Here is a 23,694-nt window from a genome sequence, read left to right on the forward strand (position 1 = left end):
ATCTTACCGCCGCAGTGATGAACCTGAAGTGCCTGGCGGCACTTCTCCTCGTGCTCCTGATGTGGCTCCTCCGAGGCCGACAACAAGCCAGCTGGAGCCAGTGTCAGCCACGATCTAATGCGGGTTTCTCAACAGCCCCACAGGCACCGTATTTCGGGAAGCCTCGGGAAATCAAACTGACCTACAGCTAACAGCTAACAGCAACGTAATTCAAGATTGTGGATTTCCGACTTTAGGCCTGCCGAGTCCAACCCATTCCAGATTCAGGATTGTAGAGTGACAACAGAGGACTTCGGCTGAGGCTAAGGTTAAGGTTGAGGGCAAGGCCAAGGTTGAGGCAAGTGCTGAGGTTGAGGGGTTGGGATACGATTCTCGTGCGACATCTGCGGGCAGGGCTGGATCGGGCGCAACCGCCGCGGTCGGTGACCTCTGCCCGTCTGTTCTTGCCCGCGCTACCTTGACATATGGGTCAGAATCAATATATTCAGTCCACAGTGCGATGCTCCATGACAACCGGGCGATTAGCTCAGCTTTGGTTAGAGCGCTTGCTTGACATGCAAGAGGTCACCTGTTCAAGTCAGGTATCGCCCATCCCACGGGGTGTGACGGCCACCGGCCTCACACCTCGCTTCTTTTCTACGTGGCAGCGATGAAAGAGTCATTCCGACTACTATGGCACCTGCAGCAGCTCGACACGGAGCTGCGTACCCTGACCGAGAAGCTCAACCAGATCCCTTCCCGGGTTGAAGACCTCAAGAAGGCGGCGGCAACGGTGAAGTCGGAGCTGGATCAGGCGAAAGTGGACATAGTCGAGCATAAGAAGCAGTACAAGCTCGGCGAGGTCGAGCTGAAGGGCACCGAGGAAAAGGCTGCCGGCTACTCGGTGCAGCTCTATTCGGCCAAGACCAATGAGCAGTACAAGGCTTTTCTGAAGGAAATCGAGGCCCAGAAGAAGCTGAAGAATGGTATCGAGGACCGGATGATTCTGCTCATGGAGGAGACCGAGGCCCTGGACCGCAAGGTAAGGGAGAACGAGAAGAAGAGCGCCGAGTTGGATATCGAGACGGCGCGCAAGATCGAGATGCTGGACAGTGAGAAGAAGGAGATCGAGGCCGCCATTGCCACCCGCAAGGAGCAGCGGGAGACCACCGTCGCCGAAATCCCGGCCGAGCTGCTGAAGCGATATGAGCGCGTCCGCGCCAGCAAAGGTGGAATCGCCGTCGCCACGGTCCGGAAGGAGCGTTGCAGCGGCTGCATGAGCCCGATTCCCGCTCAACGGATACTGGAAGTCGAACGGCAGGACCACCTCTACCTTTGCGAAGCCTGCGGCCGGATTCTGATCGTCGAGCAGGAATAGCCGGTATCCAACCGGCCGGGTTCCTCGTGCAAATTGACGGGTCTTCGCTGGGCAACCCCGGCCCGGCCGGAATCGGGGTACGCATCGTCGGACCGGATGGTTGCGTAGTCAAGGAAATAAGCCGCTACATCGGCACCCGCACCAACAATCAGGCCGAATACGAAGGCTTGCTCTGTGCCCTGTCGGAAAGCTCCGGGCTCGGCCCCGGGCGAGTCGTGATAAGGACCGATTCCGAGCTCCTGTACTATCAGATGGCGGGCAGGTACAAGGTGAAGAATCCGGAGTTGAAGGTACTGCACGCCAAGGCCTGCGAACTGAAACTGGAGATGCCCAACGTCGCCATCGAGCTGGTCCGTCGGGAACAGAACAAGGAGACCGACAAGCTCGCCAAGGCTGCGGCGCGGGCCGCAGACAACCGGCCGCAGGACCGACATTGAGTTAGCCACAGAGTACACCGAGAAGGCAGAGTGGGTGAAGACGTTGTCCTGATTCCGAAGCCTCGGTGGATTCTGCGCGTTCCGCGATCAAGAATCGGATTCAGGGACCGACCGCGACATGCCCAGGAATAGGGAACGCCGGGCCGCCATTACCTGGCTGATGCCGCTGGGGACTCTTATCCAGTTCATGCTTCCGCGCTGGTTCATGGTCAGGGTCGCGCAGGTGGCCGGTACGATAGTCTATCTTTCCAACCGACGCGGACGCGAGAAGTTCATGGACAATTGCCGGCACGTGATGGGCGCGGAGACGCCGGAATCGGAGCTGAGCGCCGTCGCGCGCAGGCTGTTCATCCACCTCGTCACCAACTACCTGGACCTGCTCAGTGTGCCGGCGATCAAACGTCGCGTCACCAGCCTCGTCGAATTCGACTCGCAGGGAGTGGACCGGATGATGGCCGAAGGACGCGGCATTGTTGTCGTGACCGGGCACATAGGAAACCACGACCTCGCCGGCGTCTACATGGCCGCCAAGGGTTACCCGATGTCGGCGGTCTACGAGCCGGTCCCGGGCGGCTGGGCCGATACGTTCAACCGTTACCGGGGAGCGACGGCGATGGAGACGATATCGGTTTCCGACCGGCGGGCCATGGCTCGGGCTCTGCTTCGGCACCGTTTGCTGGCGCTCGTGTCTGACCGCGACATCACCGGCAACGGCACGCTCTGTCCCGCGTTTGACTCCTATCGTTACTACCCCAAAGGTGCGGCCGCGTACGCGCTTCGCCTGAAGATACCGATACTGGTCGCCGCCTGCCTGTTCCAGCACAAGCCCGGGCGGCCACCCTATTACATGTACTACCGGCGGATCCGGTTCACACCCACGGGAGACATGAACGCGGACGTGCCCGTATTCACCGCGGAGATAGCCGCCGCGCTTAACGACATCATCCGGGAGCACCCGGACCAATGGCTCGTGTTCAACGGGGCCTGGCAGCCCAAACCATGAAGGTTAAGATACGGCGACTCGGCGACGTCCCTCTCCCCTGCCGTCAGACACCGGGTTCGTCCGGATTCGACCTCTGTGCGACAGAGGACATGACAGTGGCGGCACACGGTTTCGCAACCGTCGGCACGGGCATAGCCATCGAACTGCGGGACCGGACCGAAGCCCAGGTGCGGCCGAGGTCCGGGCTGGCTGCCAAGCACGGCATTGGCATCCTCAACAGCCCGGGTACAATTGATGCAGACTACCGTGGAGAAATAAAGGTCGTGCTCTTCAATACGTCCGACCGGGACTACCAGGTTCGTCGCGGGGATCGTATTGCCCAACTCGTCTTCAGCACCGTGACGGAAGTCGAACTCGTTGAGGCGAACGAACTCTCTGAGACTGGTCGTGGTACCGGCGGCTTTGGACACACGGGCGCATGACATTGCAGATTCGAGATTCTGGATTGCAGATTGACGTGGGACCAAGGACATGGTAGTGGGACCCGCGGACAAAGCCCTGCGCATCTGCCTCGTCTCGGCCGCCTACCGGCCCTATCCCTCCGGTGTCAGCGAACACGTTCACCATCTCGCCGAGGGTCTGCGCGAACTCGGTCAGGACATCAGCATCCTGACTACAGCCTATCCCGGATTCGAAGGAAGCACCTCGTCTTTGCCCGTCACACGCTTCGGCCGCGCCCTGTTCCTCCCCATGAACCGCTCCTACGCAACCCTGCCGGTCGGTTCCAAGCTGTCCGGCCAGGTCAAGCGTTTTCTCCGCGACACCGACTTCGACATCGTCCACTGCCACGGAATGTTCTGGCCCGAAATATCCTACTGGGCCATCCGGCACAGCCGCGCGGTGAACGTCGTGACCTTCGTGACCGCCGGCTTCAGAATCCACACTGCCGGGGCAGGTGCTTTCCGTTTCCTGTTCCGACGCCAGTTGGCGAGAATCAACGGTCGCATCGCCATATCCCGTCGGGCACGTGAAGCAATCGAACCCTACGTGCCCGGCGACTTCCGAATCGTGCCCTCCGGCATCGACCTCGGCCGCTTCCGCGCCGGCTTGTCGCCTCGACCCGAACGCAAGCCGGGCGAGCGCCGCATTCTCTTCCTCGGTCGCCTTGACGAACGCAAGGGCCTCGAGGTCCTGCTGCGAGCGTTACCCGCGGTCCGGGGAGCGATACCCAATGTGAGACTGACGGTCGTCGGCAGTGGCCCGATGGAAACGCGGGCCCGCCAAACCGCAGCCGAGTTGAGCATCGCCGACGCCGTCGATTTCCTCGGATCGGCACCACCAGAGGAACTACCGCACCTGTACGCGGGTTGCGACGTCTACTGCGCTCCAGGTCTGGGTGGCGAAACCCTCGGCATCGTGCTGCTTGAAGCCATGGCCAGCGGCGCACCGGTCGTGGCCTCACGGATCCCCGGCTACGATGAAACGATTCGGGATGGTGTGGACGGTGTCCTTGTCCCGCCGGCTGAACCTGACGCCCTGTCTGCGGCGCTGGTCAACGTCCTGACCGACGATTCGCGGCGGCGGTTCCTGGCTGCTGCGGGGCTGGAACGTGCGCAGGGCTACGCATGGCCCAAGATAGCTGCGCGGACACTTGAGCTGTACCGCGAACTGCTCAGGGCGCGTGCGATTCATCCCTAGCCGGCAGCCAGCAGTTCCGCCAGTTTCCTGAACTCCCCGCCGGGTATGGTCTCTGCCCTTGCGCTCGGTTGGATTCCCGCCTTCTTCAGGGATGCGCTTACAGCTTCTCGCTCAAGACCGAGCACTGCCATGAGGTTGTTCGCGATCGTCTTCCGACGCTGTGCAAAGCAGGCCCGGACCACGCGCCCGAACAGAACCTCGTCCGTCACCGGATAGAGCGGCTGCTCCCGCCGGGCGAGGCGGAACGAGGTCGATACCACATCCGGCCTCGGCTTGAAGCTCTCCGGGGCGATATTGAACAACCGCTCCCTGGTCGTGAGGCGGTCAAAGAAGACCGAAAGCGCGCCATAGACCTTGGTACCGGGAACTGCTACAACCCGGTAGGCGAACTCACGCTGGGTAGTCAGCACCGCGACATCCCACGTGCGGAGAGATTCCAGCAGTTTGAACAGGATCTGCGACGAGATGTTGTAGGGCAGGTTGCCAATTATCTTCAGATGCTCGAAGCGTGCGAGGTCGAAGTCCAGGAAGTCGGCTTGGACCACTTCCAGGTTTCCGCATCCGTCCAGTTCGGACCGCAGCCCTTCTGCCAGTCGTCCGTCAATCTCGACCGCGATGACTCTGCCAACTGACGCAACCAGCCGCCGAGTCAGTATCCCCTTACCCGGTCCGACCTCGAGCACCGTATCGCTCCGGCTCGGACCCAGCGCTTTCACCAGCGCGTCGGCGACCGGTTCATACGTCAGAAACGACTGCCCGAGCCCACGGCGGGGATAAAGATGCTTCAGAGGGAAAAGAGGGTTGGGAGGTTCAGAGGTTCGCGGGTTCCGGTTCGGAGCCTGGCCCCCTGAACCCGAGCACCCGTGGACCCGTCATATTCTGAAGCAGCGGATAGCGTTCTCGCGTGTCAGGTCCGCGGCCTCAACCGACGACATGTCGAGGGCCTGTGCCAGCTTTTCCAGCGTCAACCGAAGCAGGGCAGGTTCGTTCCGCTGCCCGCGTTCCGGCACCGGCGCGAGAAACGGCGCATCGGTCTCGACCATTATGCGGTCACGCGGAATCGCGCGCGCGATGTCCGCCAGCCGTTCCTCACCGTAGGTGATGTTGCCGGAAAAAGAGACGAAGAGGCCTTTCTCGATCGTCCAATCGGCGAGCTTCTTGTCGGCGGAGAAACAGTGAAGGACGCCGCAATAGTACTGGTGCTCATCGATGATGCTGCGGGCGCGTCCGGCCGCGTCCCGCACGTGGACAATCATCGGCATGTCTAGCATCTTGGCGAGTTCAATCTGGGCATGGAACGCGGTCTCCTGATTACCCTTGGACGAAATGGACCGGAAGAAATCCAGCCCGATCTCGCCGATTGCCTTCACCTTGGCGTCGATGCACATGTCTTTGAGCGCCTGCACGTCCATGCTTCGAAAATGGTCGGCCTCGTGCGGATGGACGCCCACCGCGCAGTAGACACCATCCCGGTTCCGGCTGAGGGCGACGGCCTGCCGGCTGTCTGGTACGTTCTGACTCGCGGTCATCAGCCAACGCACACCGGCGTTGTGCGCCCGTTTGAGCACGACGGCAAGGTCCATCGAGAACTGACCGTCGGTCAGATGACAATGTGAATCGAAGAGTTTCAAACCCTCGGGGTTCTCCGGAGAACGTCGGGACATGGGTCAGGAGACCGACGAACCGGGTGGCACCTCGCGGTCCGGCGTCAGCAGGGCGAGCGTGTCGCCGCCGGTCGCGGCCAGCAGCATGCCGTTCGACTCGACTCCGCGGATAACCGCCGGCGCCAGGTTGGCGACAACGACAATCGACTTGCCGACCAGCTCTTCCGGCTTGTACGCAAGCGCGATCCCGGCCACAATCTGCCGCTGTTCGGTCCCGAGGTCTATCTGCAGCTTGAGCAGCTTGGTCGCACCCGCCACCGCCTCCGCGTTCACTATCTTCGCGACCTTCAGTTCCAGCTTCTTGAAATCGTCGTAGGTAATCACAGTCCGCTCCTCTGACTTCGGACTTTGGACTTCGGACTTCGCACTTTCCCCTTGAGGCTTGGGGCTTGCGGCTTGCGTCTCCTTCTTCCCTAGTTTTTCTACCTGCACCGCTATCACTTCATCCTCAATCTTGTTGAACAGAATCTCCGCCGGGCCCAGTTCCGCCGGCAGCGCCGGTTGGGCCGCATCGTCCCATCCCCGCTTGCCCAGTCCGAGCAGCTTGCCCATCTTCCGGCTCGTGAATGGCAGGAACGGGTAGAGCAGCACTTCGAGTGACGAAACCAGCCGCATGCAGACGTTCATGGTCCGGTCGCACTTCGCGCGGTCGGTCTTGAACGTCTTCCACGGCGCTTCGTAGTCGAAGTAACGGTTGCCCAGTGCCGGTAGCGTCATCACCTCGCGTGCCGCGTCCTTGATCTGGTATGCCTCAATCATCTGGCCGAGCTTTGCCGGCGCCTCGGCAATTGCCTTCAGCACCTCGAGGCTCTGCTCGTCATCCGGGCTGGCCTCCGGTATCCTACCGCCGTAGTTCTTCTTGATGAACACCACCACCCGGTTCACGAAGTTCCCCAGCACGTCGGCCAACTCGTTGTTGTTCCGCGCGTGGAAGTCGCGCCAGGTGAAATCCACGTCCCGGTTCTCGGGCAGGTTCACGGCCAGGGCGTAGCGCAGCGGGTCGGCCGGGAACTGCTTCAAATAGTCCGGCAGCCACACGGCCCAGTTGCGCGAGGTCGAGAGCTTGGCGCCCTCCAAGTTCAGGAACTCGTTCGCAGGGATATCCTTGGGCAGGACGATGCCCTCATGCGCCATCAACATCGCTGGCCAGACGATCGCGTGGAACACGATGTTATCCTTGCCGATGAAATGGACCAGCTTCGTGTCCGGGTCGAGCCAATAGTCTTTCCACCGGTCCGGCTTGCCGATGCGCTGGGCCCATTCCTTGGTAGACGAGATGTAGCCGATGGGCGCGTCGAACCAGACGTACATCACCTTGTCCCCGGCCTCGGCGAGCGGTACCTTCACGCCCCAAGTCAGGTCACGCGTCACCGCCCGATCCTGCAGCCCGCGGGCAAACCAACCCTCGCAGAACCGCCTGACGTTCGGCTTCCAGTCGGTCCTCGAGTCCAACCACTGCTTGAGTTGGGTTTCGAACTTCGACAGGGCGAAGAACCAGTGGGTTGTCTCGCGTATCTCGGGCGTGGTGCCGCAGGTCTTGCAGCGCGGGTTGATGAGTTCGAACGGCTCAATCCAGCGGCCGCACGATTCGCACTGGTCACCTCTAGCCTCCTCGGACTTGCAGTTCGGACACGTCCCCTCGACGTAACGGTCGGCGAGGAACATCCGGTCCTTCGGGCAAAAGAGCTGGCGCGTCGTCTTCGGCTGCAAGAAGCCTTTGGCGTGGACGTTCGTGAAGAAGCCCTGCGCGGTCTTGTGGTGGAGAGGCAGGGACGTCCGGGAATAGTTGTCGAACTCCATCCCGAACTCCTCGAACGAATGCTTGATTGACGGGTGGTACCGGTCGATGATTGTCTGCGGAGAGACGCATTCCTTCTGGGCCGCGAGGGTAATCGGAACCCCGTGCTCGTCCGACCCGCAGATGTAGACGACGTCCGAACCCTTTAGACGGTGGTACTTTACGAAGATGTCGGCCGGCAGATAGGCACCGGCAAGGTGCCCAAAATGTATCTCCCCGTTCGCGTACGGCAACGCGCTCGTCACCAGTATCTTCAAGGCGCTAAGGATACACCCCACGGTCGGGAAGTCAAGCATACGGGCAAGTACTGTGATCTCGCAGCGAGTTTGGTCGTTGTTGACAAACGGTCGTCAGATTGCTAATATGGTACGAGATGAAGCTGTCTGGACAAAAGAGAATGATAACCACCGAAAGACAACTTGAGGTCGCCGTGCTGTTGTACGACCGGCGGCCGCGTCGTGCCCGCGCGATCAACGCAACCGGATCGCTGCTGGGCCTGATGGAGAAACGAGGCACCATCGAGGCCTTGCCCGGCGGCACCAACAAGGGCTCACTCTGGACGCTAACCCCCAAGGGCAGAGAAGAGACACGCCGCTGCCGCAAGGACCATCCCGAGTGGGTCAGCAGAACGAGCTGATCCCCCACGGTCGCAGAGAGCAGTCCAGCCCACGTCGTCATTCGTCCCGGAACCAATACAAGCCCGACCGAGACGGGATACGAACAACCCGGCGCGGCCGACCGAGCGCCCCATCGGTTGACATCTCGCCCCGGATTACTACCATTTCTTCGATTCGGGAGTTGAGAATATGAAACTGAAGCATATGGTGAACGAATTGCTGGCCTGGGTCGGCGTAAGACGAGAGTGGGCGCTCGACGACACCCACGTACAGATGGCAAGAGGGCTCGGCGTGAAGCCGAGACGTTTGGTTCAGCCGGGGAGCTATCAGGGGAGACCAGATCTTCCAGCGTCTTGATTTAGGCTGTACTCAGACGTTTCAGGATGCCTCTGCGCGACACCGCAGCGTCGCTGCGACAGCTGCTGCGCGAAACCCGCGCCCGGGAGAGCCGAGGCAGGCGACCCGAGGCGACAGAGACGTCGGACCGAACTGAACCACGATGGGGTCGCACGAATCTGATTACTCCATCTCCGGCGACTGCTCCGGGCGGGCCCTTGTTCGCCGACGATGTAGCGACCGATGAACCACCCAGAAAACCGCAGTAGGAGGTAGGCATGATAACATTGGACCATGTGGCCCGTTCTCTGGTCACTCTCGCGCTTGTGGCCGGTTTTGTCTGGGCCGTTGCGGTCTGGCGCTCGCGTCAGCGGGCCGCGGCCCTGGTCGCGGTCGCCTGCGCGCTGTTGCTGGCTGTTCGCCTGATCTGGATACCGCTGGTCGGGCTGGTCTTCGGTCGGGTGACCTGGTCCACCGGGCTGGTCGCTCGCTTCTTCATATTGACTGGTGCCGCGCTCGGCCAGGTCGCGCTGGCCATCACGCTGTTCTTGCTTCTCTACGCCGCGCTGGCTACTACCGACCGAAAGCAATAGCAAGCCGGGCCGCGGCCGCTGGCTGCTCAGTCACGTCCCGAGCCGCCGGGCGGCTGGCAGGCAACATTAGTCATTAGTCACTGGGAATGACGCCGCCGTCTCGGCCGCCAGCCGAGCTAAGGCTAACGGAAGCGGGGCCAGAACGCGGGGACTGCCGCGCTATAGGTCTTCAGTTCGTTCCTGAGCAGGTCCCTCAGGTGCGCGTCTTCGTACCTTGCCTGCAGCAGCAAGAGCGGCAGACCGATGCCGCAAACGAGCACGAGCCCGCCCCAAGAACGGAATACCAGCGCGGCCCCGAGAAGCTGTATGAACGTGGCGACATACCGGGGATGCCGGACAAACTTCTGAAATCTCAGTGCGACGAACCTCTTCTCCGGCAGCAAAAGCGTCTCTTCCGTGCTGCCGCGGGACGGCGGCCGCACCTGTGCGATTCTGATGATGTCAAATAGCGTACTCAGACGGACATATGTGCCGAGGCCGAATCCTACAAGGCCGAGCAGCCCGGTGACCGCGAACGGAACCGGCAACTGGGTCCAGTGCCACCAAATGAAGTCAGCAGCGATGTAGGCGAGGTACGGATAGACAAAGAAGGCAAAGACACCCCGCCACAGCGCCGAGTGTTCGACGACACCGGATTGGAAAAACGGCGAGCCGAAATAGTACTCGATGGATAGCCAGAGCACGAAAACGTAGGCGAAGAGCACGGGCAACGTCGTCCGGCCGGGTATGGCGTCCCGGAAGAAATTGGTGAAGAAGACCAGGAAGTAAAGTGCGACGAGCACCGTCCAGATTAACCGGCCGGCCTTGAATTGCCTGACGTAACTGCTCATTTGACCTGGCCAGATTGTAGGATGTCCAGGCAGATTGTCCAGAACGGCCGGGCCGAGAGCTCAAACCCGGTCTTGGCCATGGCGGGGTGACGCTGCAGGTAGTCAACGGTCGTGGCGATGCGGTATGACGAGCTTCGCGACAGCTTTGACCGGACGAGGCCCGACCGGAGCACGAGATAGTCGGGTAGTCCGGACAGAACGTCACCGCTGACGGTAAGCACCGCGAGACGACCCGGGTCGCGCAACAAACTAACCAGAGCCTGGACGTCTTTCGGCTCCTGGAAGTCGGATTGGAATAGCGAATCACACAGGAACCCGTCGGCAAGTTTCGCGGTCAGCATGCCGCCAACAAGCGCATGACTTAGGTTGTCATTAGTCCACACAGAGTGGGGTGACGACATGGGGCGTGCGGCTGTGGAATCTGCCGCTGCCGCGAGCGACTCCAGCAGCCGAACCGTTGCGGAGTCAGACCTGAGCCCGGTGACATCCACGGTTCTTGCGGTAAATCTCCCGGCATCCGCGCTGACATCGTAGCAGTTCAATCGGGCCGTGTCGTCCGACACGGTCATGGCAAACCGGTCGTGTCCGGCGACGTTTACCATGAAATCCGCGCCCCAGTGCGAGCCGCTGGTTCGTGGTTCAACCATGACCGCCGCAAGGTCTGCCCGACCCCGCATCAGGGCCGTTGTCTTGGCGATGGCGAAGCCGGGAGTTACGTAACTCGTTCCATTCAAGTGCGTAAGGACATTTGTCGAGTCAATGGCGACACCAGTAACGGCGAGGAGCGCGGAACCACTCCTCCTCACCATGAAGGGCTGGCCCAGAGGCTGTCCCAGCGAATCAAGAACGCTTGCGGACAGTGCGTAGAATCTCGCGGACGAGACGATCTGCCCTACGCGAGACAGACCGAATCCAAGCCATGAAGGAGTGAGCACCACCGCATCTACACCGGCCTCGTTGAACAACACCATAGGTGCTGCGCCATCGCTCAGCACTGCCAGGGTCCGGTCCGCGAATGGGTCTCCGGCCACAAGCCAGATGGTAGGGCTGACCGCGCGCTGTGCTTTGACTGCTGCAACATAGACCGGAAAGCGGTCGAGCCGGGCATCGGTCACGAAGATGCAAGCCGGCCGCGCTGCAGAGCTCAGTGTCTGTTTCGCGCATGACAGGAAGCTAGCCGCCAGCAGGATGAACGAAACCGGCAGTGCACGGCGGTTGTGAACCGATGGACAACTGGCGATGAACGGGAGGCGAGCCGCGACCGTGGACTATTGCTTCTCAGCCGTGGGCTGAGCCTCCTCTTCAATCAGCGCCACGTCAACGACCGCGTCGCCTTTCTCGACCGTCATCACCCTTACCCCGGTTGTGGCGCGGCCGCACTTGCGGATCTCCGAGCAGTTTACCCGGATGACGATGCCCTGCTTGGAGGTGAGTATGACCTCTGATGCATCGCTGCAGGCCTTTGCTGCCGCGAGCTGGCCGGACTTCTCGACCGGCTTGGCGGCGATGATGCCGGAACCGCCGCGGCTCTGCGTGCGGAACTCATCAAAGTCGGTACGCTTGCCGTACCCATTCTCGAATACAGTGAGCAGCGACTGGTTCTCGCGCACGACCACGGCACCGATGACAACGTCGCCCTTGGCCAGCTTGATGCCCCGGACCCCGGCCGCGGAGCGCCCCATGTCACGGACATCTTTCTCGTGGAAGCGTATTGATTGTCCGTCACGGGTAACGAGCAAGAGGTCATCGGTCCCGGAGGTGAGCAAGGTGGCGACGAGCGAGTCATCCATGTCGATACCCATCGCAATGATGCCCTTGCGCCGCGGGTTGGAGAACTGATCGAGGGTGACCCGCTTGATCTTCCCGAGCCGGGTGACGAAGAAGACAAACTGTTTGGCAGAGAAGTCGCGGACCGCCAGGTAGGATGTTGTCACTTCGCCTTTCTCCATCTCTACGAGGTTGGCGATTGATCGGCCCTTGGCAGCATGCGAGCCCTCAGGTATCTCGTACACCTTCTGCCAGTAGCAGCGCCCGCGATCGGTGAAGAACATCATGTAGTCGTGGGTTGAGGCAATGAACAGGCCCTCGACGAAGTCCTCCTCTTGCACCGATACGCCGGTCCGGCCCTGGCCGCCTCTCCCCTGTCGTCGGTACACCGAGACCGGCATCCGCTTGATATAGCCGCGATGGGTTACGGTGACGGCCATGTCCTCTTCCTTGATGAGGTCTTCGATGGAAAACTCCTCGGCTTCACCCCGGACAATCTTGGTGCGTCGCTCGTCCGCGTGGCGGCGCTTCACTTCGAGGAGCTCGTCGCGTATCTCCCCCATCATCGCGGAACGTGAATCAAGGAGATTCTTGAGCCGGCTGATCTCCCTAATGAGGTCCCTGTACTCCGCATCAATCTTCTCACGCTCCAGGCCGGTGAGCCGGGCCAGGCGCATCTCGAGGATCGCGTCCGCCTGACGCTCGGTTAGCTTGAACTTCGACATCAGGGCTTCGCGGGCGGTCTCGGTATCCTTGGACTTCTTGATGAGCTCGATGACCGCGTCGATGTTTTTCAGAGCGATCTTGAGACCTTCAAGGATGTGGGCACGCTCCTCGGCACGCTTGAGCTCGTAGCGGGTCCGGCGCGTCACCGTCTCAAACCGGAATTTCAGGAACTCCTCGAGCAACGCTTTGAGCCCCAGTGTCCGCGGCTGACCGTTGACCAGCACCAGCAGAATGATACCGAACGACGACTGCAACTCGGTGTGTTTGTAAAGCTGATTGAGGACGACTTCTTTGACGGCATCGCGCTTGAGATCGAGGACGATGCGCATGCCATCGCGGTCCGACTCATCTCGGAGGTCGGCGATGCCCTGAATCTTCTTCTCACGGACCAGTTGGGCGATACGCTCGATAAGCGCGGTCTTGTTTACCTGGTACGGTATCTCACTAACGACCAGTCGATCCTTGCCGGCCTTGACCTCCTCAAACGTCACAGTTCCCCTCAACATGATGCTGCCGCGGCCGGTTTCGTAGGCGTGCCTGATACCTTCAACGCCCACAATGGTCGCGCCAGTCGGGAAGTCCGGACCGCGCACCTTCTTCATCAGTTCCTTGCTCTCGGTCTTCGGCTCGTCGATCAAGAGCACCAAGGCATCAACCAACTCACCAAGGTTGTGCGGAGGGATATTGGTCGCCATCCCGACGGCGATGCCGGCTGCGCCGTTGGCAAGCAGGTTGGGGAACGCGGCTGGGAGCACGGTCGGCTCCTTGAGTCGCTCGTCGAAGTTCGGCTGGAAGTCGACAGTATCCTTGTCCAGGTCACTCAGCATCTCGGTGGCGAGCGGCGCAAGCCGCGCCTCGGTGTACCGGTAGGCCGCGGCCGCGTCGCCGTCAATCGAACCGAAGTTGCCCTGGCCGTGGACAAGTGGATAGCGGAGCGAGAAATCCTGAGCCATCCGCACCATCGCGTCGTAGACCGCACTATCGCCATGGGGATGGTACTTACCCAGAACGTCGCCGACGACGGTAGCCGACTTGCGCGTAGCCCGAGTCGGAACAAGGCCCATCTCATTCATTGTGAAGAGGATACGACGCTGGACCGGCTTCAGCCCGTCGCGGACGTCGGGCAGCGCACGTGCCACGATGACCGACATGGCATAATCGAGGAAGGACTTGCGGACCTCATCCTCGATGTAAACCGGTACTACAGAATCTTCGTGGGACACGCGCGGTAAATATAACTGTGGGCACTCGAAAGTCAAACGCCACAAGGCGGCAAAACGGTCCTGCCGCGAGTTGACAGTACCACTGAAATAGCTATCATTCCCCACGGCTATCCAGCAGGTCTAAGGAGGACCACAATGCCAAGTTTCCGCAAGCTAAGTCCGGCGACAATTCTGCTGACCGCGCTGCTGTTCGTGCCGTTGTTCGCACAGCAGCAGATACCGCTTGATGCGCTGTTGCGCGGCGGCCGCGTTCAGTACGGAATCGGCAACTACACAGGCGCCAGAGAGCGCTTTTCCACGGCGCTGGCCCAGTACGGCGCGACCGCTGCGGACAAGGATCTGGCCAACATCCACCTCTTGCTTGGGCTCTGCGACGCGCAACTCAAGTTACAGGATTCAGCGGCCTCCCACTTCGCGACAGCCATGGACAAGGACACTGCCGTAGTCAGCAAGATCCGCGCCGACGAGCAATGGCAGTACCTCGCCTGGAACTCGCTCATCACCTCGACGCGCGACAACTACGACGCCGGAGTTAACGACGCCGCCCTCCGCTATGCGCTTGGGGCACTCAAGGTCGACCCGTCCAAGTCTCAGACCTATGCCCTGGTTGCCGGCATCTACTCGGCGCTGGGCCGCTACGATGACATGTATGCAACCGCCGGCGACCTGCTCAAGTTGGACGCGGGTGTACCTGAGGCCTTCAGCCTACTTGGCCAGTACTTCCTCGAGAAACCGGACAGCCTCTGGCCGGCCAAAGAACCCAAGACCCTGCGTCTGGACTCGGCCGACTACTACTACGACAAGGCAATCGCCGCCTACGAGAAGCGCTTCGCCGCAGCCAAGGCCGACCTCGCAAAACAACTCAAGCCTGCGGACACGGTCAGACTGAATCAGATCACCGCCCAGATCATTGACCTGAGCCGGAAACAGGATCAGTCAGAACTCAAGCGCTACATCGAAAGAGACCTCAACGCGGCCGGTCAGCTTACCCAAGTCGCCCAGATAGCAGGCAGACTCCTCTACGCTGCCAACAACCTGAATGTGGCCAACTCGCGAGCTGGAACGGCTATGCTTCGGGCTACGGCCGACACCAAAGCCGACACTTCCGAACGCTTCCGTGCCAAAGCCGAGATGCTCTTCAAACAGGCAGTGCAGTATGACTCAACAGACTTGGTGTCGCTTTTCAACCTCGGCATCACTCAATACCAGGGCAAGGAGGACACCTTGGCCGAGAGTTCACTGCAAACCGTGATAGACCACGCAGTCGCACCCGTGGGCGCACTGAACCAGCCGTGGATCGACTCACTGCTCGCTCTTGTCACATCGACCGAATCTGGATACGTACAGATCCCCGGCCCGCTGACGGAGAAAGTGGACTCGGTTCTGGCCAGCCGAGGACGAAAGACGGCCGGCTTCGGCTGGCTTTTCACCCCAAACCTCGATAGCCGGAAGCTGAACGGCCATGCGACGGTCGCAGACACCGCAGGGATGTTCCTTAGCACTCAGGTCCCACAACTGGTAGAGCAAGCATTCCTTTGGCTCGGTTCATGCGAGACTGGCCTGGCAAATTCCCTCTCAGACAAAGGCAGAAAGGAAGTGGCGAAGGCAACCTACGAGCGCGCCATCGGCAATCTGCTGATTGCCACCAAGCTTGGCCCGAACAACTCGGACGCTTTCCAGAACCTCGGCATCTGCTACAGGGAAACCGACCAGAAAGACAAGGCCCTCAAGGCTTTTGAGAACGCCGACACACTTAGGAAACAGGGCCGCTAGTCTGGAGGAAGCTTCTACCTGAATGCCGACGAGCGTGGCCAACGCGCAGAATGTGTCCATCGCCCGATGGCCTGCTCGCAGCAACGATCTGGTCCGGTCGTGCTAGATGGGGGGTTGGCGGTCCCCTGTAACCCGAAACCCGCCCATGCGGGATTGAAAGAGCGTCATGAGACCGAACCGGGGCGAATCCGGTCGCCGAGTGCGACAGCAATGAAGGCCGGGTCTTGCGATGGCCGCTGCCGTGAACCCCGCCAGGACCGGAAGGTAGCAACGGTAAGCGGACTGGCGACCAGTCGCAAGTCTGCCTGGCTGGAGCTGCCCACTCGCACGACCCTCTCCCTGACCGGGCGAAGACGCCTGCACGGCCGGACCTTTGGAAGCGACTCGTAACGAGTGATGAATGGAACTTGAAGTGTTGCCAATAAGCGGTTAGAGACCGACCATGGCGCGCAGCGTTCTCACCCTGAAGTACCGACCGCAGCGTTTCGACGAACTCCTCGTGCAAGATCATGTCCGTGATACGATGAAACGTGCAGTCGAGAAGAACCGTCTGGCCAATGCCTATCTGTTCTGCGGACCTCGCGGCGTAGGCAAGACGACCACTGCCCGAATCCTTGCGAAGAGTTTGAACTGCGAAAAGGGACCCACCGTATCTCCATGCGGAGTCTGTTCCGCTTGCGTCGAGATAGCCAACGGACGCAGCTTGGATGTGATTGAGATTGACGGCGCATCGAATCGGAAGATCGATGACGTCCGCGAACTCAGAGAGAATATTAAGTACTTGCCGACCGCCGGCAGGTTCAAGATCTACATCATCGACGAAGTCCACATGCTGACCACGGAGTCGTTCAACGCCCTGTTGAAGACCCTTGAGGAACCGCCGGCTCACGCCAAGTTCATTTTCGCCACGACCGCTGCGCAGGACGTACCGGCGACTATCGTTTCTCGCTGCCAGCGGTTCGACTTCCGCCGGGCAACCCCGGCCGAGATCAAGGACCGCCTGGCCTGGCTGGCACAGCGGGAGAACATCAAGGCAGTTGACTCGGCGCTGATGGCGATAGCTCGCCGGGCAGACGGAGCCATCCGAGACGGTGAGGGCATTCTCGACCAACTGGCCGCCTACCGGCCGGAAGGAATCGAACTCAGGGACGTGGAAGAACTGCTCGGCCTCGTGCCGGCAGAAGTCTTCTTCGACTATGCGGACCTCGTGCTAACAGGCAACGGCCCGGGTCTGCTGACCTTCCTGGCGCGGCTCTTCGAGTCAGGCTATGACCACGTTGAATTCTACTCCGGATTGGTGCTGCACTTTCGCAACCTGCTTGTGTTGGAGATCGGTGGACCGGAGGCAAACCTCAGTCTGCTGCCGGATGAGATTGGGCGCATGACGCGCCAAGCCAAATCGTTCGGTCGCGGCGACCTGCTGAAGTTGCTCTCCGGCATAACCCAGTACGAATCTCAGGCCGCGACGACCCAATATCCTCGAGTGCTGCTTGAAGTCATGTCGCTGGAATTGGCATCGGAACGCTCTGGCCATGCAGAAACCGCGACACGTGAGTCAGCCGTCGAGAATACCGATGCTGCGGTTGCCGCTGACCGGCCGAAGGACCTGAACGCGCTGTGGGTTGAGCTACGACTTCGCACGAACGCGCATGAACCGCTGCTGGCAGGATTTCTTGATCTGGCGACGCCCGTGTCCCTGAGCAGCGACGTGCTGACAGTCTCGCTGCCCGCGAAGCAGAAGCCGGCAGCCGAAAAGCTCGAGGACAGCAAGATGTACCTGACCGCGACGTTGACGGCAATCGCAGGCCGACCAATCAGACTTCATGTTCAGCTGACGCGGAAGCCCGAGCCGGACGCGACACGAGAACGAGTCAGCCGGATCTTGGGCGAAGTTGATGAAAGGGAGCAGCGTTGAAGCGCTCACTGGAGCAACTCGTCTCTGCGCTGGTGAAGCTGCCGGGAATCGGTCGCAAGACCGCTCAGCGTATTGCTTTCTATCTGCTCCGGCAACCGGACGTCGCCCGGGAGATGGCCGATTCAATCGTTGAGGCCAGCTCCAAGCTGCGGCCCTGCCCGGTCTGTTTCAGCCTGACCGAGGAACAGCGATGCGAGGTGTGCTCTGACCCAACTCGGGATCATTCCGTCGTTTGCGTGGTCGAGGAACCGGCCGACGTGCTGACCATGGAGCAATCGGGCCGGCACCGCGGAGCGTACCACGTGCTGGGAGGAATCCTGTCGCCGATCGACAACATCGGCCCGGACGACCTCCACGTAAGGGAGCTGATCGCGCGCGCCGCGGCAGGTCTCCACGAGGTTATCATCGCGACCAACCCGACAACCGAAGGCGAGGCAACCGCCATCTACATCGCCGAGCAGTTGAAGCCTACCGGGGTACACGTGACCCGCATTGCCCGCGGCCTGCCGGTCGGGTCCGACCTCGACCTGGCCGATAGTGAAACCATCCTGCGCGCGCTCGAGGGCCGGCGCGAGCTTCCCTGAATCCGGAATTGAACCACAGAGCACACGGGGATGCAGAAGGTAGGGACCGGACTCCGGCTTCACCTACTCGACGTTCTCTGTGGACCCCATGGTTAACCCTATTTCGGTTCGGGGGAGCTTGGTAGCGCTTGACCGGCGAACTCGCGTCCCTATCATAAGACAGGCTTTCTACCGGAGGAAACTATGAACCTGACCCTGACTGGACGCCATCTGGAAGTCACACCGTATCTAAAAGCTCACGTCGACGAGAAGGCGAAGAAACTGGACCACTTCAACAGCCACATCATCAAGACCGAAATCGTCCTGTTGAAGGAAGGCGCCAAGGACGTCGCTGAAGCCAAGATCCATCTGAGCCACGCCGTGCTCACCGCCAAGGGCGAGGGCAAGGACATGTACATCGCGGTCAACGATGTGGTCGACAAGCTCGTCGCCCAGCTGCACCGTCAGCAGGGCAAGTTCCACGACCGGAAGCGACCTGGCCACCGGGACGAAGGAAGAGAAGCTGGTGGAATCTGACCTCCCACCGCTCACAGTCGCGGTTCTCGTCGGTGAGAAACGAGAGGAGTGGGGACTCAAGGTCGCGGCGGGCAGGAAGGGACTGCACGCCAGCGTCGTCGCAACGGGCGACATCAATCGTCCGGGCATGGCGCTGGCCGGGTACACCGGTGTATTCTTGCGGGAACGCATCCAGATCGTTGGCAGCACCGAGCTCTCTTATCTTGAGACGATGCCCCCCGAGCAGCAGCGCGAGGCCGTGCACCGGCTTCTGTCGCTGCGCCCGCCCTGCATCATTGTAACCAAGGGCCTGGCACTGCCTTCGCTCTGGAAGGACGCGGCGGACGAATTCAGCGTACCGGTCATGACCACGCCGATGGATACTACTCCGTTCATCCGCGCCCTGTCCGCCTTCGTCGACTACCGGCTCGCGCCGCGGGACTTCATCAATGGCGAGCTGGTCGACGTATTCGGAGTCGGACTGCTCATCACCGGCGAGTCCGGCATCGGAAAGTCCGAGTGTGCCCTCGACCTCGTCGACCGGGGACACCGACTGATCGCCGACGATCTCGTAAAAGTGTTGCGCCGCGGCACCGGCATCGTCATGGGCTATTCCGCCGCCCGGACTTCGGAACTGGCTCACCACATTGAGATTCGTGGGGTCGGAATCGTGGATGTGTACAGCCTTTACGGGGTGCGCGCCATCCGCATCCAGAAGCGCATCGAGGTCGAGGTCAAGCTGGTGCAGTGGAAGCCGGGCATGGACTACGAACGAACTGGCATCGAGGAGAAACTGACTGACATTCTGGGCGTCAGAATTCCCCGCATAACCATCCCGGTGATACCAGGCAAGAACCTGGCCCTTGTCCTAGAGGTCATTGCCAAGAACCACATACTCAAGGTCTTCGGTTACCAACCCGCGAAGGTCTTCGATGACGCCCTGACAAGCGTCATGAGCAAGTCGCCAAGGATCGACCCCTTCATCGCCGACGACCAGGAGTGAGCGCAGGCAAGCGGTCATGGTCTACGCGATAGTGACCGGCCAGGGTGACCTGCCGCGAGCTCTGCTCGATGCGGCACGCGCTATAGTCCCGGACGCCGATGGCGTCAGTACGCTCTCCAATATGGAATGTCAGGTTGCCGAGTTGCGCAATCGTCTCGAGCAGGCCATCCTGAGTCTGCCTGCAGGCGACGTAGTGGTCTTTGCCGACCTGTTCGGGTCCAGTTGTGCCAATGCCGGACTCGAGGTCAAGCGCAGCCATCCCCACATCGCCGTGCTCAGCGGTGCGAACTTGGCGATGCTCGTGCGGTTCCTCTACCACCGCAACAAGAAGCCGTTCGCCGAGCTCATACCTTTTCTGGTAGAAACCGGCCGGACTTCGGTTCAGTCGATAGAACTCTAGAGACGCCGGGTCAAAGCCCTGCGCCACGCGCTCTCGGCCTCGCCCAGGCTGAGACGGACGACAACGTCTCCGCGCAGCCCTTCGATCCTCAATTCCCTGTTCTCCTGAGTCCGGCCGATTACCCGGCACACTACCCTCAGGCCGGCCGTCAGCTTCTCGAACGCGCCGCGATTCCGTGCTGGCACCTCGCACAGGAAACGGCTGTTCGACTCGCTGAAGAGCAGGAAATCGTCGCGCCTGAAGCGCTGACTCCCCGGAACCTTGTCCAGAGCGATGCGCGCCCCCACGGCACCGGCGAAGCACATTTCGGCGAGCGCGAGGCCGAGCCCGCCATCCGAAAGGTCATGGCAGGCGGTCACGATTCCATTACGAATAGCGGTCCCTACTGCGACCATTGTCCGACGACCGCGTGAGGCGTCGACCTTGGGCACGTCCCGTCCCAGCCCCTGGTAGCGGCGGAAGTATTCGCTGCCACCCAGCTCCTCGAGAGTCTCGCCCAACAGGTAAACCAGCGAGCCGGGGGTCTTGAAATCCGGCGTGGTTGTGCGCGAGGCGTCAGGAATGACGCCGACCGCGGAGATGAGCAACGTCGGCGGGATCGGGAACGATTCACCCGCCTCGCTCTTGAACTCGTTGTAGAGCGAGTCCTTGCCGGATATGAACGGAACGCGGTACTTCTTTCCGATGTCGTAGCACGCTTCGGCGGCGCGTACCAAACCCGCGAGCTGGTCGGGTCGGTCCGGACTTCCCCAGCAGAAGTTATCGAGTAAAGCGATCCGCTCGACATCCGCCCCGGCCGCCACGCAGTTACGCAGCGCCTCGTCGATCGCGGACGCCGCCATCCAGTAGGGGTCAATCGTACCGTAGCGCGGGCACAGGCCGCATGCTACAACGCAAGCCCGCGGCGAACCGCGAACCGGCATCACCACGCAGGCATCGGTCGGGCCGGAATTGCTATGTCCGCAGGTTGGCTTCAACCCGGATGTCCCCTGCACCTCGTGGTCGTACTGGCGAGTCACCCACTCCTTGCTGGCGATGTTGGGAGCCTGCAGTAGACGCAGTACCTCGGGGGTCAGGTCCTGCTTCGTCGGCACCGAAGGGTCGGCTGTCTCCGGGCGCTGCCAGTGCGCCTTCTTGGCTGCTCCGCACCAGCCGTGGTGCAGGAATTCCATGTCGATATCGGCCACCTGGTGTCCGCGGAACTTGAGCTTGAGGCGGCCGGAACCGGTGACCTTGCCGATCACGGAAGCCTCGACGTCATGGTCGGCGGCAAGTCCGAGTAACCGCTTCACGTCTCCGGGTTCACTGAACACGATCATCCGTTCCTGGGCCTCGGAAATCCAGATTTCGGCCGGCGACAGCCCGGCGTACTTGAGCGGTACGCGTTCCAGCCAGACCTCACAGCCCTGCTCGCTCGCGAGTTCGCCTACTGCCGACGACAGCCCGCCGCCGCCGCAGTCGGTGGTCGCGCTGAACAACCCCCGATCGCGTGCCGCGAGCAGCACGTCCGTGACCTTCTTTTCCTCTATCGGGTTGCCGATCTGTACCGCGCCGCCGGAGATCTCCTCGGACTTCTGATGGAGTTCGAGCGAGGCGAACGTCACTCCATGGATACCGTCGCGCCCGGTCCTGCCGCCGAGCAGTACTATCTGCTGGCCGGGCCGCACGCGCTTCTCGAGCTTGTCCTTCGGTATCAGGCCGAGAGTTCCGCAGAAGACCAGTGGATTGCCGAGGAACCCGGGGTCAAAGTAGACCGCTCCATTAGCGGTGGGAATGCCCATCCGGTTACCGTAGTCGCGCACGCCGGCGACGACGCCCTTCATTACCCTGCGCGGATGGAGCACCCCCTGCGGCACCTCCTCAGGCCTGGTGTCGACCGGAGCAAAGCAGAACACATCCGTGTTGAGAATCGGTTTCGCCCCCAGCCCGGTGCCGAGGCAGTCCCGTATCACGCCGCCGATGCCGGTCGCCGCGCCGCCGTAGGGTTCCAGGGCCGATGGATGATTATGCGTCTCGACCTTGAAGCTGATTCCGTAGCGGTCATCGAAGTCAATTACCCCCGAGTTGTCATTGAACACGGACAGGCACCAGGGCAGATTGAGCTCCTCGGTCAGCTTGAACACCGTAGACTTGAGGAGGTTATTGACTTTGCGGCCGTCAAGGTCGATTGACCCTTTGAACGTCTTATGCTGGCAGTGTTCGGACCACGTCTGGGCGAATGTCTCCAGTTCGACGTCGGTCGGGTCGCGGCGCAGCTTCCGGAAGTACTTCTGGAGCACCGCCATCTCGGCTCGACTCAGGGCCAGCAACCCCTGCCGCGACAGGTTCTCCAGCTCCGGGGCGGTGAGCCCGCGCAGCTTCACGACGTTCTTCCGGTAGCGATATGGCTTCGCATGGACGAACACCTGTTCGCCGGCGTTGGCCGTATGCTGTATGACCGGGTTGACCAGCAGCGCCTTGACGATCAGCCCCCGGGCGGAACCTACGGCCCGGCGTCCGCCGGCCGCGTAGCGGTCGCTCCGGGACAAGTCGAAGTCGTACGCGCGCCCGGTTCGTATCTCGACGTCCTTGAAGCCCAGGTCGGCAAGTGAGCGCGCGATACTCTCCACGCTCGGGTCCATTACGCCCGGATTGTACAGAACCTCGGTCCCCTCCATGCCAACATTGGCCTTGCGCACGCAGTAACTCTCGCAGACCGGGTCGCAGAGCACCTCGCCGGCGATGCGCTCGGCCGCAGCCTGGTCGATGTCGCCTTCCAGATAGTACAGGCGGGTTATCCGGACGTCGGCCGACATCCCGGCAACGACGTCACGGATATCGGCTTCCAGAGCCTTCGCCTCGGGATCGGTTGTGGTCTTGATAATCTCGATTCGCCAGAGCACAGGCCAAGATAGGTGAAACTCGCGGCCTGTCAAGAAAGACGCGCCCGCGTGTGTCGGGCGTCCGGCTACTTGCTCTTCAGTCTCTGCAATTCCCGGTCGAGCGAGTCGTCGCTGACATCGTTACTGCCCAGCCCGGAGTGGGTGAAACTCCTCACCACGAGTTTCGCGTTGTCGTAGGCGGCCTTGATGCTCTCCGCCGCGACCTTGCGGCCGCCGCGGCTGACCGTATCGAATGCCGCGATGCGGCTGAGGGCTGCGGCTATCGAGACATCGCACGCCCGGCTCATCGAGTCCTGCGCCGGGGTCAGAGTATCACGCAGTTCCTCTCGCTTCATCCGGCACCGGATCGCCAGCGTGTTCACCTTGCTGCGGATGCTCGCACGGAAGAACACGTACCCCGTGTCAGGAGGTGCCTGTTTCAGGGCCGGTGGGAGCTGCGCCGGCTGCACCTTGCGCAGGCTTTTTGCGACCACGAACAGCGCTGCCGCGACGGCGAGTACGGTCACGAGGACCACGACCGGACGGCTCATCTGCGGCGGTCTGGACTGACGGGTCTGCGGTTCAGCCACAGTCAATTATACATGCAGGCTGCTCACGGCTGTCAAATCCTGCATCACGTCAGCATCATTATTCTTGACTATCGCCATGGTTCT

At 61.3% G+C, this 23,694-nt stretch carries 22 protein-coding genes, 1 tRNA gene and 1 other RNA gene; 16 read left to right on the forward strand and 8 right to left on the reverse strand.

Annotated features, from left to right (window positions below; translation table 11 throughout):
- Positions 1-515: 515 nt before the first annotated feature.
- The 6 genes from VMH22_12755 (at position 516) to VMH22_12780 (ending at position 4,435) form a co-directional block, all read left to right on the forward strand.
- Positions 516-591, forward strand: a tRNA-Val gene (locus VMH22_12755).
- Positions 592-649: 58 nt separating this feature from the next.
- The gene (locus VMH22_12760; GenBank protein ID HTW92562.1) at positions 650-1,357 is read left to right on the forward strand and encodes a C4-type zinc ribbon domain-containing protein; all 708 of its coding nucleotides are present in this window, start codon (positions 650-652) and stop codon (positions 1,355-1,357) included.
- A gap of 26 nt (positions 1,358-1,383) precedes the next feature.
- Positions 1,384-1,794, forward strand: a complete 411-nt coding sequence (locus tag VMH22_12765; protein HTW92563.1) for a ribonuclease HI family protein — start codon at positions 1,384-1,386, stop codon at positions 1,792-1,794.
- A 118-nt stretch (positions 1,795-1,912) separates the two neighbouring features.
- On the forward strand, positions 1,913-2,797 hold the full coding sequence (locus tag VMH22_12770) for a hypothetical protein (protein HTW92564.1): 885 nt from the start codon (positions 1,913-1,915) through the stop codon (positions 2,795-2,797).
- Positions 2,794-3,219 (forward strand): dUTP diphosphatase, encoded by a 426-nt coding sequence (dut, locus tag VMH22_12775; GenBank protein ID HTW92565.1) that lies wholly within the window; start codon positions 2,794-2,796, stop codon positions 3,217-3,219. The genes VMH22_12770 and dut overlap by 4 nt, the downstream gene beginning before the upstream one ends.
- Before the next feature lie 49 nt (positions 3,220-3,268).
- Complete coding sequence (locus tag VMH22_12780) at positions 3,269-4,435, forward strand: glycosyltransferase family 4 protein (protein ID HTW92566.1); 1,167 nt, start codon at positions 3,269-3,271, stop codon at positions 4,433-4,435.
- Here the strand turns inward: VMH22_12780 and rsmA are convergent.
- The 3 genes from rsmA to metG all read right to left on the reverse strand — a co-directional run bounded on the left by rsmA (position 4,432) and on the right by metG (position 8,154).
- Entirely contained in the window at positions 4,432-5,223 is a 792-nt protein-coding gene (gene rsmA / locus VMH22_12785; GenBank protein HTW92567.1) for a 16S rRNA (adenine(1518)-N(6)/adenine(1519)-N(6))-dimethyltransferase RsmA, read from the reverse strand. The two genes, VMH22_12780 and rsmA, sit on opposite strands and share 4 nt — an antisense overlap.
- A gap of 84 nt (positions 5,224-5,307) precedes the next feature.
- Complete coding sequence (locus VMH22_12790; GenBank protein HTW92568.1) at positions 5,308-6,066, reverse strand: TatD family hydrolase; 759 nt, start codon at positions 6,064-6,066, stop codon at positions 5,308-5,310.
- Between the two features lie 36 nt (positions 6,067-6,102).
- On the reverse strand, positions 6,103-8,154 hold the full coding sequence (gene metG / locus VMH22_12795) for a methionine--tRNA ligase (protein ID HTW92569.1): 2,052 nt from the start codon (positions 8,152-8,154) through the stop codon (positions 6,103-6,105).
- Positions 8,155-8,270: 116 nt separating this feature from the next.
- Here metG and VMH22_12800 point away from each other — a divergent pair, with 116 nt between their 5' ends.
- From VMH22_12800 to VMH22_12810, 3 genes are all read left to right on the forward strand, one after another.
- Positions 8,271-8,534 (forward strand): hypothetical protein, encoded by a 264-nt coding sequence (locus tag VMH22_12800; GenBank protein HTW92570.1) that lies wholly within the window; start codon positions 8,271-8,273, stop codon positions 8,532-8,534.
- Between the two features lie 169 nt (positions 8,535-8,703).
- Positions 8,704-8,871 (forward strand): hypothetical protein, encoded by a 168-nt coding sequence (locus tag VMH22_12805; GenBank protein HTW92571.1) that lies wholly within the window; start codon positions 8,704-8,706, stop codon positions 8,869-8,871.
- A gap of 257 nt (positions 8,872-9,128) precedes the next feature.
- Entirely contained in the window at positions 9,129-9,443 is a 315-nt protein-coding gene (locus tag VMH22_12810; GenBank protein HTW92572.1) for a hypothetical protein, read from the forward strand.
- 122 nt (positions 9,444-9,565) lie between these two features.
- On the opposite strand, the gene VMH22_12815 is transcribed toward VMH22_12810, so the two are convergent.
- The 3 genes from VMH22_12815 to gyrA form a co-directional block, all read right to left on the reverse strand.
- Positions 9,566-10,273: a hypothetical protein gene (locus tag VMH22_12815; GenBank protein HTW92573.1), complete on the reverse strand. Its 708-nt coding sequence runs from the start codon at positions 10,271-10,273 to the stop codon at positions 9,566-9,568.
- Positions 10,270-11,388, reverse strand: coding sequence for a hypothetical protein (locus VMH22_12820; GenBank protein HTW92574.1), 1,119 nt, complete (start codon positions 11,386-11,388; stop codon positions 10,270-10,272). The genes VMH22_12815 and VMH22_12820 overlap by 4 nt, the downstream gene beginning before the upstream one ends.
- 153 nt (positions 11,389-11,541) lie before the next feature.
- Positions 11,542-13,989, reverse strand: a complete 2,448-nt coding sequence (gene gyrA / locus VMH22_12825; GenBank protein ID HTW92575.1) for a DNA gyrase subunit A — start codon at positions 13,987-13,989, stop codon at positions 11,542-11,544.
- Between the two features lie 135 nt (positions 13,990-14,124).
- Between gyrA and VMH22_12830 the strand changes: the two genes are divergently transcribed.
- From VMH22_12830 to VMH22_12860, 7 genes are all read left to right on the forward strand, one after another.
- Positions 14,125-15,762, forward strand: coding sequence for a tetratricopeptide repeat protein (locus VMH22_12830; protein ID HTW92576.1), 1,638 nt, complete (start codon positions 14,125-14,127; stop codon positions 15,760-15,762).
- Positions 15,763-15,859: 97 nt separating this feature from the next.
- An RNA gene (ffs, locus tag VMH22_12835) (signal recognition particle sRNA large type) lies at positions 15,860-16,127 on the forward strand.
- A 77-nt stretch (positions 16,128-16,204) separates the two neighbouring features.
- The gene (gene dnaX / locus VMH22_12840; protein ID HTW92577.1) at positions 16,205-17,677 is read left to right on the forward strand and encodes a DNA polymerase III subunit gamma/tau; all 1,473 of its coding nucleotides are present in this window, start codon (positions 16,205-16,207) and stop codon (positions 17,675-17,677) included.
- Entirely contained in the window at positions 17,674-18,261 is a 588-nt protein-coding gene (gene recR / locus VMH22_12845) for a recombination mediator RecR (protein HTW92578.1), read from the forward strand. The genes dnaX and recR overlap by 4 nt, the downstream gene beginning before the upstream one ends.
- A 183-nt stretch (positions 18,262-18,444) precedes the next feature.
- The gene (gene raiA, locus VMH22_12850) at positions 18,445-18,777 is read left to right on the forward strand and encodes a ribosome-associated translation inhibitor RaiA (protein ID HTW92579.1); all 333 of its coding nucleotides are present in this window, start codon (positions 18,445-18,447) and stop codon (positions 18,775-18,777) included.
- The gene (gene hprK, locus VMH22_12855) at positions 18,767-19,759 is read left to right on the forward strand and encodes an HPr(Ser) kinase/phosphatase (GenBank protein ID HTW92580.1); all 993 of its coding nucleotides are present in this window, start codon (positions 18,767-18,769) and stop codon (positions 19,757-19,759) included. Before raiA ends, hprK begins: the two co-directional genes overlap by 11 nt.
- A gap of 16 nt (positions 19,760-19,775) precedes the next feature.
- Positions 19,776-20,159, forward strand: coding sequence for a hypothetical protein (locus tag VMH22_12860; protein ID HTW92581.1), 384 nt, complete (start codon positions 19,776-19,778; stop codon positions 20,157-20,159).
- Here the strand turns inward: VMH22_12860 and purL are convergent.
- A complete protein-coding gene (gene purL, locus VMH22_12865) occupies positions 20,156-23,041 on the reverse strand; it encodes a phosphoribosylformylglycinamidine synthase subunit PurL (protein ID HTW92582.1) in 2,886 nt (961 codons plus the stop codon). The genes VMH22_12860 and purL overlap by 4 nt on opposite strands.
- A gap of 65 nt (positions 23,042-23,106) precedes the next feature.
- Positions 23,107-23,610 (reverse strand): hypothetical protein, encoded by a 504-nt coding sequence (locus VMH22_12870; GenBank protein HTW92583.1) that lies wholly within the window; start codon positions 23,608-23,610, stop codon positions 23,107-23,109.
- Positions 23,611-23,694 lie beyond the last annotated feature (84 nt).

Source organism: bacterium (assembly GCA_035505375.1).
Lineage (GTDB): Bacteria > Hydrothermota > Tepidihabitantia > Tepidihabitantales > Tepidihabitantaceae > UBA2258.

Excerpts from the sequence above, each read along its gene's own strand:
- VMH22_12770 (HTW92564.1), top strand. The coding sequence starts at position 1,913 with ATGCCCAGGAATAGGGAACGCCGGGCCGCCATTACCTGGCTGATGCCG.
- VMH22_12815 (HTW92573.1), bottom strand. The coding sequence starts at position 10,273 with ATGAGCAGTTACGTCAGGCAATTCAAGGCCGGCCGGTTAATCTGGACG.
- VMH22_12810 (HTW92572.1), top strand. The coding sequence starts at position 9,129 with ATGATAACATTGGACCATGTGGCCCGTTCTCTGGTCACTCTCGCGCTT.
- raiA (HTW92579.1), top strand. The coding sequence starts at position 18,445 with ATGAACCTGACCCTGACTGGACGCCATCTGGAAGTCACACCGTATCTA.
- dnaX (HTW92577.1), top strand. The coding sequence starts at position 16,205 with ATGGCGCGCAGCGTTCTCACCCTGAAGTACCGACCGCAGCGTTTCGAC.
- dut (HTW92565.1), top strand. The coding sequence starts at position 2,794 with ATGAAGGTTAAGATACGGCGACTCGGCGACGTCCCTCTCCCCTGCCGT.
- VMH22_12805 (HTW92571.1), top strand. The coding sequence starts at position 8,704 with ATGAAACTGAAGCATATGGTGAACGAATTGCTGGCCTGGGTCGGCGTA.
- VMH22_12830 (HTW92576.1), top strand. The coding sequence starts at position 14,125 with ATGCCAAGTTTCCGCAAGCTAAGTCCGGCGACAATTCTGCTGACCGCG.
- VMH22_12800 (HTW92570.1), top strand. The coding sequence starts at position 8,271 with ATGAAGCTGTCTGGACAAAAGAGAATGATAACCACCGAAAGACAACTT.
- VMH22_12760 (HTW92562.1), top strand. The coding sequence starts at position 650 with ATGAAAGAGTCATTCCGACTACTATGGCACCTGCAGCAGCTCGACACG.
- VMH22_12780 (HTW92566.1), top strand. The coding sequence starts at position 3,269 with ATGGTAGTGGGACCCGCGGACAAAGCCCTGCGCATCTGCCTCGTCTCG.
- VMH22_12860 (HTW92581.1), top strand. The coding sequence starts at position 19,776 with ATGGTCTACGCGATAGTGACCGGCCAGGGTGACCTGCCGCGAGCTCTG.